The following is a 7,477-nucleotide window of genomic DNA, read 5'->3' as shown; positions in this document are numbered from 1 at the left end:
AAAAGGCTTTTCTCGGGGTGCCCTTTCCTTGGTTACTTCCTTTGGGCAAGCAAAGGAAGTAACACCTAAAAAAAGTGTTCTTAAAGAATGGGTGCTGGCCGGAACAGCTTCACCTTGCTCCCCCCCAAAAAATCCACGATGACTTTTTTTATGTAATAACACCCTTTGTAGTTTCTGATTTTTCAACCCCATTGAAAAGCCCCGCGGTCACAACCGGTTTTCGGAAAATGAATGGGTGCTGTCCGAGCGAGCCGTAGGCTCGTGAGTTCACACATTCCCGAATAACGGGCAGTGACCGGGGAAAAAGGCTTTTCTCGGGGTGCCCTTTCCTTGGTTACTTCCTTTGGGCAAGCAAAGGAAGTAACATCTAAAGCCTTGAGATAAAGTCTGTAAGCGTGGATATAAGCTGTCAAGGGTTGGCACGAAGTGCCGATTTACATGCCCTTGGCAGCGCCGAAACAACACATTTCGTCATGGGGCTCGTGAAAAAAAATTTTTCACAGCCCTCTCAGGATAATTATCTATAAAAACGTATGAATGCCTGATATAATGATTTTCTTCCCTCTTCTGTTTACGGGAGAGGGATCGCGGGTGAGGGTAATTACTCTCATCTCTGCTTCTCCCCTGCCGGGAAAAGGGAACCAATAATCAATACAAACATCATTTATTTCATTATTTTAAAGGCTTCGAATGGTTAATATCTTCCAGCGCGCCGAGAACGATTTTTTCCTCGCCTTCCAGTATGGTGCGCATGTCGAGCAGCACCTCGTCGTTTCGTATTCTGGCGATGACCGGCGGTTCATGCTGCCTGAGCAGAAAGCTCAGCCGGTCGGGTGAAAGGTTGCCCGCGCGCACTGCCAGTACCCATGTTTTTATCGGAACTGCCGGCATGGACCCGCCGCCGGTCTCGCTTTCGCCTTCGACAACCCGGACATGGAGAGCGCCCGGAACTCCGTCGATTTTCTTTTTGAGCGACAGGGCACGTTTCCTGAGGGTTTCGAGGGGAACGGTCAGCATGCGGTAGGTCGGATGGACTTCGGGCAATCTTTCGGGTTCGAGGAACAGCCGGAGCGTCTGTTCGAGGGCGAGATCGGTCAGCTTGCAGACACGGAGCATGCGGGTCAGGGGGTGCTTCTTTATCGCGGCGATGAGGTCTTTTTTCCCCACAATGATTCCCGCCTGGGGACCGCCGATAAGCTTGTCTCCGCTGAAGCAGACGATATCTGCACCCGCGGCTATGCTCTCCGGGACAGTCGGCTCGTCCGGGAGGCCATACTGCGCCATGTTGACCAGCGCTCCGCAGCCAAGGTCGTCCATAACGAGCACCGGCTGCTTTTTCTTGAGCCGTAACAGATCGCCGATCGGCACCTGTTCCGAAAATCCCACGATCCTGTAGTTGCTCGGGTTGACATGGAGAATCATGCCCGTGTTTTCGGTGAGCGCGCGCTCGTAATCGTAGAGATGGGTCTTGTTGGTCGTGCCGACCTCGACCATGACCGCGCCGCTGTGACGGATACAGTCGGGCAGACGGTATGAACCGCCGATCTCGATGAGCTGTCCGCGCGAGATGATGACTTCCTTCCCCGCGCAGAGCGCCGCAAGGATGAGGAGCGTTGCCGCGGCATTGTTGTTCACGACCATGGCCGCTTCGGCGCCGGTAAGCCTCTGAAGAAGACGCTCGGTCATGAAGTTCCGTTTGCCCCGTTTCCCCGTTTCGAGGTCGATCTGCATGTTGCAGCAGCGGTCGAGGCCTGCAAGGGCATTTGCTGCCCGCTTTGGAAGCACCGCCCTCCCGAGACCGGTATGGAGAATGATGCCGGTTGCGTTGACTACGGGCCGAAGGCGTTCGGACTCGCTCCCGGCGAGTGCCGCGCGAATTTCTTCCGCTATATCGCCGGTTCCGGGGAGTTCCTGGTCCTGAGCAGCCCGATTCCTGAGACGGTCGAGCACACCGTGTATGGCGTCCAGAACCGCGGGACGGGAATATTCCACGATCATTGCCCTGATCGCGGGTTCTTCCAGAAGCGCGGAAACGGAGACAAGACGACTTCGCGGATCGTCATGACCGGTTGTTTTATTGACTTTTTTACCCATGGCGTTTCAAACTGGCGGAGGTGAATGGGAGTCGAACCCACCCGTCACTGTTAAGTGGCACGACGGTTTTGAAGACCGTGAGGACCACCGGGTCCCCTTCACCTCCACCCCTCATGATGAGATATATGTTTTCCCACATCCGATTGTTTCACTCAAACTCCTTGCAGGCCGATGAGCGCCGCGCCGAGGGCGACAACGAACTCGGGCCGTTCGGGAACCACCAGTTCGCATGACAGCTCGTCGCGAAGCAAGGCGCCGATACCGGGATTATTCGCGACACCTCCCGCAAACAGAATCCTGCCGCCGACCGTAATACGGGACGCCATGGCCGCAACGCGACGAACTGTCGCCATATGAAGGCCCAGGGCGATACGGCGTCTGTCCTCTCCGCGCATGATGAGCGACACAACTTCCGATTCGGCGAACACGGTGCACATGCTGTTGACATGCACCGGCATGTCTGCGCTCAGCGCTTCTTCGCCAAAATTTTCAATTGTGTAACCGAGAGCCGAGGCCATCACCTCGAGGAATCGCCCCGTACCCGCCGCGCACCGGTCGTTCATCTCGAATCTGCCGAAGCCGCCGTTTTTACCGAGCTCGATGGCTTTCGTATCCTGCCCGCCGATATCGATCACGCTGTCACAGTCCGGGCAGAGGTGCCGGGCTCCGCGCGCGCATGCCTTTATCTCGGTCACTGCCCCGCAGGAAAACGGCGCCTGCACAAGCTTCCGCCCATATCCGGTGGCTACGACGATATCTCCATTAAGCCCTCGCATCACCGCGCTCAGTTCCACGAGCGGATTGTGACCGGTGTCGAACATCTCGGCATCGGTGACTGTTCCTCCGCAGATGCGTACTATTTTGGTCATGCGGGAACCGATATCGATACCGATGGCCGACTTCGTGTGTACAGACATCGGTTCAGCCTTTCACGCTTTCGAGCAGAGCCTCGATGCGCGTGCGTAGTTGTCCCTCATCCTCTTCGCCGTAGTCGGTTTCGATGACAATCGACGGAATACCGGCCTTTTTGAGCGCACCGGATACACGGACAGCCTCGATATTGTACGTGTGGCAATACTGGAGAATATACTGCACAACGGCGTCGACGTGGTAGTTTTTTACGAGCTCCACGATATGGTCGATACGCTCGGTGTTGGGAGTGAAGCATGAGCAGTCGATGGAGAAGTACCGTTCCGCAAGGGCTTCTATCTGCTCATCCACTGTCCCGCCGCCCTCGTCCACGAGATGCTCGAAGTAGCGCGTGCCGGTGCAGCTTTCATCGCATACCACAGCGCCGCCCGAGGTTTCGACAATGTGATGAACCTTCCAGTTGCCCATGACGCTCGGGCTGCCTGCCACAAGGAACCGCGCCGCTCCCGGAGTAAAGGGGGAGACATTATTCTTGACACGCTCCTGCAGCTCGTGGATGAGCACTTCGAGCTTCGTGCAGAAACGTTCGGGCTCATCGAAGAGCGCCACCTGCATCACGACAAGCGCGTCCTTTCCGCTGATTGGCGGTTCCGGGAGCATGCGGAGTTCATTTAACTGTTTGAGGAGCAGGCGCTTACGGTTCATGAGGCGTATTTTATCCTTGAGCACGCCGTATTCTATGGTATTTCCGGTCAGTTTCTCGATACGGTCCCTGAAAGCGCGAACTTCCTGCAGCCAGAGGCTTTTCCCCTGCTCCGTCTTCTTCTGCGGTATCTCGATCACATGAAAATTGACCCGCTGTGACAGTATATCCCAGGTTTTCTTCTTCGCGTCGCATGTTGTCTCCCCCACCGCCATGTCCTTGATGGGAGCAAATGGACAGGTCTTGGAAAAAGCGAGACCGAGGGTCGATTTAACGAGCGGGCAGATATCGCGGGGAAACATCTTCTCGGCGTAAGGGATCGAAAAGGCTGTTCCGCCGCAGAGCGCCACGGGGATTGCGTTTGCGGCAAGGATGAGCTCATCGGGAACGTAGATGCAGAAAGTCCCGATCATTTTCGCGCCCTGACGTTTTGCGTCCACAATCTCCTGGATACGGCCGCCGTGGGATTCATGAACGGCCTCGTCGAAGTAGCCCATACCCCTGGGCCGGTTTTTCTGGCTCATGATGATCTCGCCGTACCGTGCGCCGAGAGAATCGACAAGTTTCTCGTGAAGCGGCACATCGAGCCCGAGATCGGTCCATAACTGTGTGTGTTGATTCATAACAAGCTCCTGTTTTTTACTGCTCCCGTCAAAACTGCTTTTGCGGGAAAATACACATTACAGATGGTTGTTTGTAGTTTGGAACCCCTGATAAAAAAAGGGAACTGCGCTCATCTTTTACCTAATTGTACCCGTAGACTGCTCAAAAGTCAAGTAGTAAATGAAGTATTCGAGAAAAAATTCTCGGAGCTCTGTTCCGGGGAGGCTTTTTTATCTCTCTGCCTTCCGGGAGCGACGACGAGCAGAAGGAAACAGAGTTGGTCATGCAGTCAAAGGAAGCCGGAACCGGGATTGCCTCGATTATTGAAGGATTACCCGGATTTCTATCATCGTGGCCATCCGTTTTTAATCCCGAAAATCCAGGTTCATGTTTTTTTGGGAATGACAACAGGCAGAATGGATAATATCATCACACGGGAAAGCTGGAACCGGGATTACCTCGATTATACATGATTACCCGGATTTCTATCATCGTGGCCATCCGTTTTTAATCCTGTAAATCCCGGTTCAAGAGGCAGGAGGGTCTGCCTTTAATCCCTCAACTGATGAATTATCACCTCATATTCGTTATACAATTGAGAATTTATTTGCATAAAAGGAACAGTTACTATATTATTATGATGCATGACACTGTTTATTCTTCTGGCGGGGGACATATGGTCGATGAATTTTTCACGGTTACGGAAGCGGCAGAAAAACTCGGGGTATCGCCGAGAACGATCCAGCGCTACTGCAAACAGGGCCGTTTGAATCATAAGTGGATCAGCGGCAAACGTCACAAGGAACTCCGGATTCTCCCACCCATTTCCCTTGATAAGCTTCCCGGAGTGAAGCGCAGGAGCCCGCTGAATGTGGCGGATTATGTAACGAGGAAAGATTTTGACGATATCACCGCCCGCCTCGACCGTGAGATACTCAAAAAAGACATCCGCATCGATGAGCTGAAACAGGAAATCATCATGCTGAAATCCATGCTCGGCGATGGCGATTCCGGTGATGGCGGCGACGATTCCCTTCCGAAAATCCGGGACAGCCGTCTCCTCAAGGCAGCGGAATCACTCGTTCATGAATTCGAAAAGGTCCGCCCGGCCGAGAGGAAGCTCATTCTCAAGATCGCATCGACACTCAGGACGCACGATCTGTTTCTTAAAAAGATGGGCATGGCAGAAAATCCTGAAGATTCCTGATGCGTCTCCGCTCCACGGCTGCGTTTACCACGGCTTCCCGATTACATTATTGCTTCGGTGATTAAACAATGACATCGGATGACGTCATGCCGGACTTGTTTCGGCATCTATCCCAAGTATTGGTATCATTAACATTATTATTCGACGGAGTAATAATAAGGCTTGGCTTATCTACTGCCTGTTTCGGCAGGCAGTGTTCAAGCGTTTTCCCCCGATTATTCGATTACATTCATGAGGCAGTGCGGTCCGCCCTTGAATGCCTGTGCGGGCGAGGGTACGGTTATGACTGTGTAACCGAGCGATTCGAAACGGGCGATGTTTCCGCTCACTATCTCGCTGTCGGTCTGAACCGGCTGATCCGAAAACACCGGCATGAGCAGAGTTTTCCCACCGGTATCCGCGTTGATGAAGGGAATTGCATTGGCGTAGTATTCGTAGCGGAGAATATTGTCGATGGATGTATCGATGTCGATGAGCCGGTAACCAAGATCAGTCAATACCGTACGCACCTCTTCCAGATACGCCGCAGCTTCCCTGATACGCGCCAGGGCTTTCGGATTCTGCGGATACTCTCCGACAGGTTTTGTGATCCCCGCAACGCCGTCATCGAGGAAAACGACCGCCTGATCGAGATGGTACAGGAGTGTCGGCTGCGGGATGTCCTGTGCGCTGATAATTATGACATCGTCGACATCGAACGTGTTTCGGATGACATCCGTAAACGCCGATTCCGGAACCACACAGTCACGGAATGAATCGTTTATCTTCCGGGTGTCTCTGACATTGTCCCGTCCGCACAGGGCGATCCGCCTGCCGCCGCTTTCTCCGAACAGAATGTTTCCCCCGGTAAAAGCGATGGGAAGCCTTGCAACATCCATTTCCGTCGAGGAAAGACTGTTGACGAACTCGTTGTCGCCTGTCGGGTTACGGTCGGTATCGCTGGCGGCGGTCCAGAAGCATACGTGCACCTGCGGGACAAAGAGCCGCAGTGTCCCGCCGGGCAGTATCCCGACCTCGAAAAGGTCCTGCGCCCACCGTGTCCCCTGCTGCACCGCCAGGGGTTTCTTCAATTGTTCACGGGCGAGGTTATCCCTTCCCTGTGCAAGAAAATGAAAGAATCCGTGATCACGGATATCGGGCTCGAAGGTGACCAGCTCTGTCCGTGCGCCCCAGGGAGCGTTTTTCAACTCCTCCGAGACCGCTGTCACACTGCTCCAAGGAAGGAGCACAACAATCCGTGCATATCCGGGAAGGCTGTCGAGCAGGTCACGCTGCATTTCGAGCGTCGTATTTCCGTTCGCAAGGGAGACCGCCACCTTTTTCATTGTTCGCCTGTATTCCGGTATGACCGTACACTTCACCGTGTTCCTGAGAGCATGTTCAGGCTTGTCACCGGAACAGGTATTCAGCACTACCGGTATACACAAAGCGCCGAGTAGCAGGATAAATCTCGCGTGGTATTTATAAACGGATAAAAAACTGGCCATCCCTAAAAATCCACGATAAATTGTATTGTAATACGTTGATTATAAATAGAATATAGACCATTAAAAGCGTGGTGTAAAATTCTACGTGTCTGAATTTTGGCTGTCAAGGGGCGGCACAAAGTGCCGATCCCCGATTAATGATTCGGGAACAAGCTTACATGCCCTTGACAGCAACAAAACAATATATTTCATTATCGGGCGCGTGAAAAAGACACTTTTTTACCGCCCGCTTAAAGACTGTGAATTTATAAACCCCATTGAAAAGCCCCGCGGTCACAAGCGTTTTTCGGAAAAAGAATGGGTGCTGTCCGAGCGAGCCGAAGGCTCGTGAGTTCACACATTCCCGAAAAACGGGCCGTGACCGTGGAAAAAGGCTTTTCGCGGGGTGCCCTTTCCTTGGTTACTTCCTTTGGGCACGCAAAGGAAGTAACATATAAAAAAAGTGTTCTTAAAAAAATGGAGGATGGCCATGATAAAAAAACGCGTTGCCATGCGGGGACCTCGACCGTAACT

6 protein-coding genes and 1 tRNA gene are annotated in these 7,477 nt (G+C 53.1%); 1 reads left to right on the top strand and 6 read right to left on the bottom strand.

All coding sequences use genetic code 11. The annotated features are described in order from the left end of the window. The 5 genes from LLG96_15570 to LLG96_15550 form a co-directional block, all read right to left on the bottom strand. A partial coding sequence (locus tag LLG96_15570) for a hypothetical protein (protein MCE5251626.1) occupies window positions 1-192 on the bottom strand: 192 nt, incomplete at its 3' end. Between the two features lie 480 nt (window positions 193-672). Further along, window positions 673-2,094, bottom strand: a complete 1,422-nt coding sequence (gene selA / locus LLG96_15565) for an L-seryl-tRNA(Sec) selenium transferase (GenBank protein ID MCE5251625.1) — start codon at window positions 2,092-2,094, stop codon at window positions 673-675. Window positions 2,095-2,106: 12 nt separating this feature from the next. Further along, window positions 2,107-2,200 (bottom strand) — tRNA-Sec (locus LLG96_15560). A gap of 46 nt (window positions 2,201-2,246) precedes the next feature. Beyond that, window positions 2,247-3,011, bottom strand: coding sequence for an acyl-CoA dehydratase activase (locus LLG96_15555; GenBank protein ID MCE5251624.1), 765 nt, complete (start codon window positions 3,009-3,011; stop codon window positions 2,247-2,249). Window positions 3,012-3,015: 4 nt separating this feature from the next. Then, window positions 3,016-4,290 (bottom strand): 2-hydroxyacyl-CoA dehydratase family protein, encoded by a 1,275-nt coding sequence (locus tag LLG96_15550; protein ID MCE5251623.1) that lies wholly within the window; start codon window positions 4,288-4,290, stop codon window positions 3,016-3,018. 656 nt (window positions 4,291-4,946) lie between these two features. Between LLG96_15550 and LLG96_15545 the strand changes: the two genes are divergently transcribed. After that, window positions 4,947-5,477 carry a helix-turn-helix domain-containing protein gene (locus LLG96_15545; protein MCE5251622.1) on the top strand — a complete coding sequence of 177 codons (531 nt, stop codon included), beginning with the start codon at window positions 4,947-4,949 and terminating at the stop codon, window positions 5,475-5,477. 215 nt (window positions 5,478-5,692) lie between these two features. Here LLG96_15545 and LLG96_15540 read toward each other — a convergent pair whose 3' ends face one another. Beyond that, a complete protein-coding gene (locus LLG96_15540) occupies window positions 5,693-6,964 on the bottom strand; it encodes a hypothetical protein (protein ID MCE5251621.1) in 1,272 nt (423 codons plus the stop codon). Window positions 6,965-7,477: the final 513 nt, after the last annotated feature.

The sequence above is a fragment of the bacterium genome, from assembly GCA_021372535.1.
Lineage (GTDB): Bacteria > Latescibacterota > Latescibacteria > Latescibacterales > Latescibacteraceae > JAFGMP01.
Note: the sequence above shows the minus strand (reverse complement) of the source record. Positions and strands in the feature narration are given on the sequence as shown.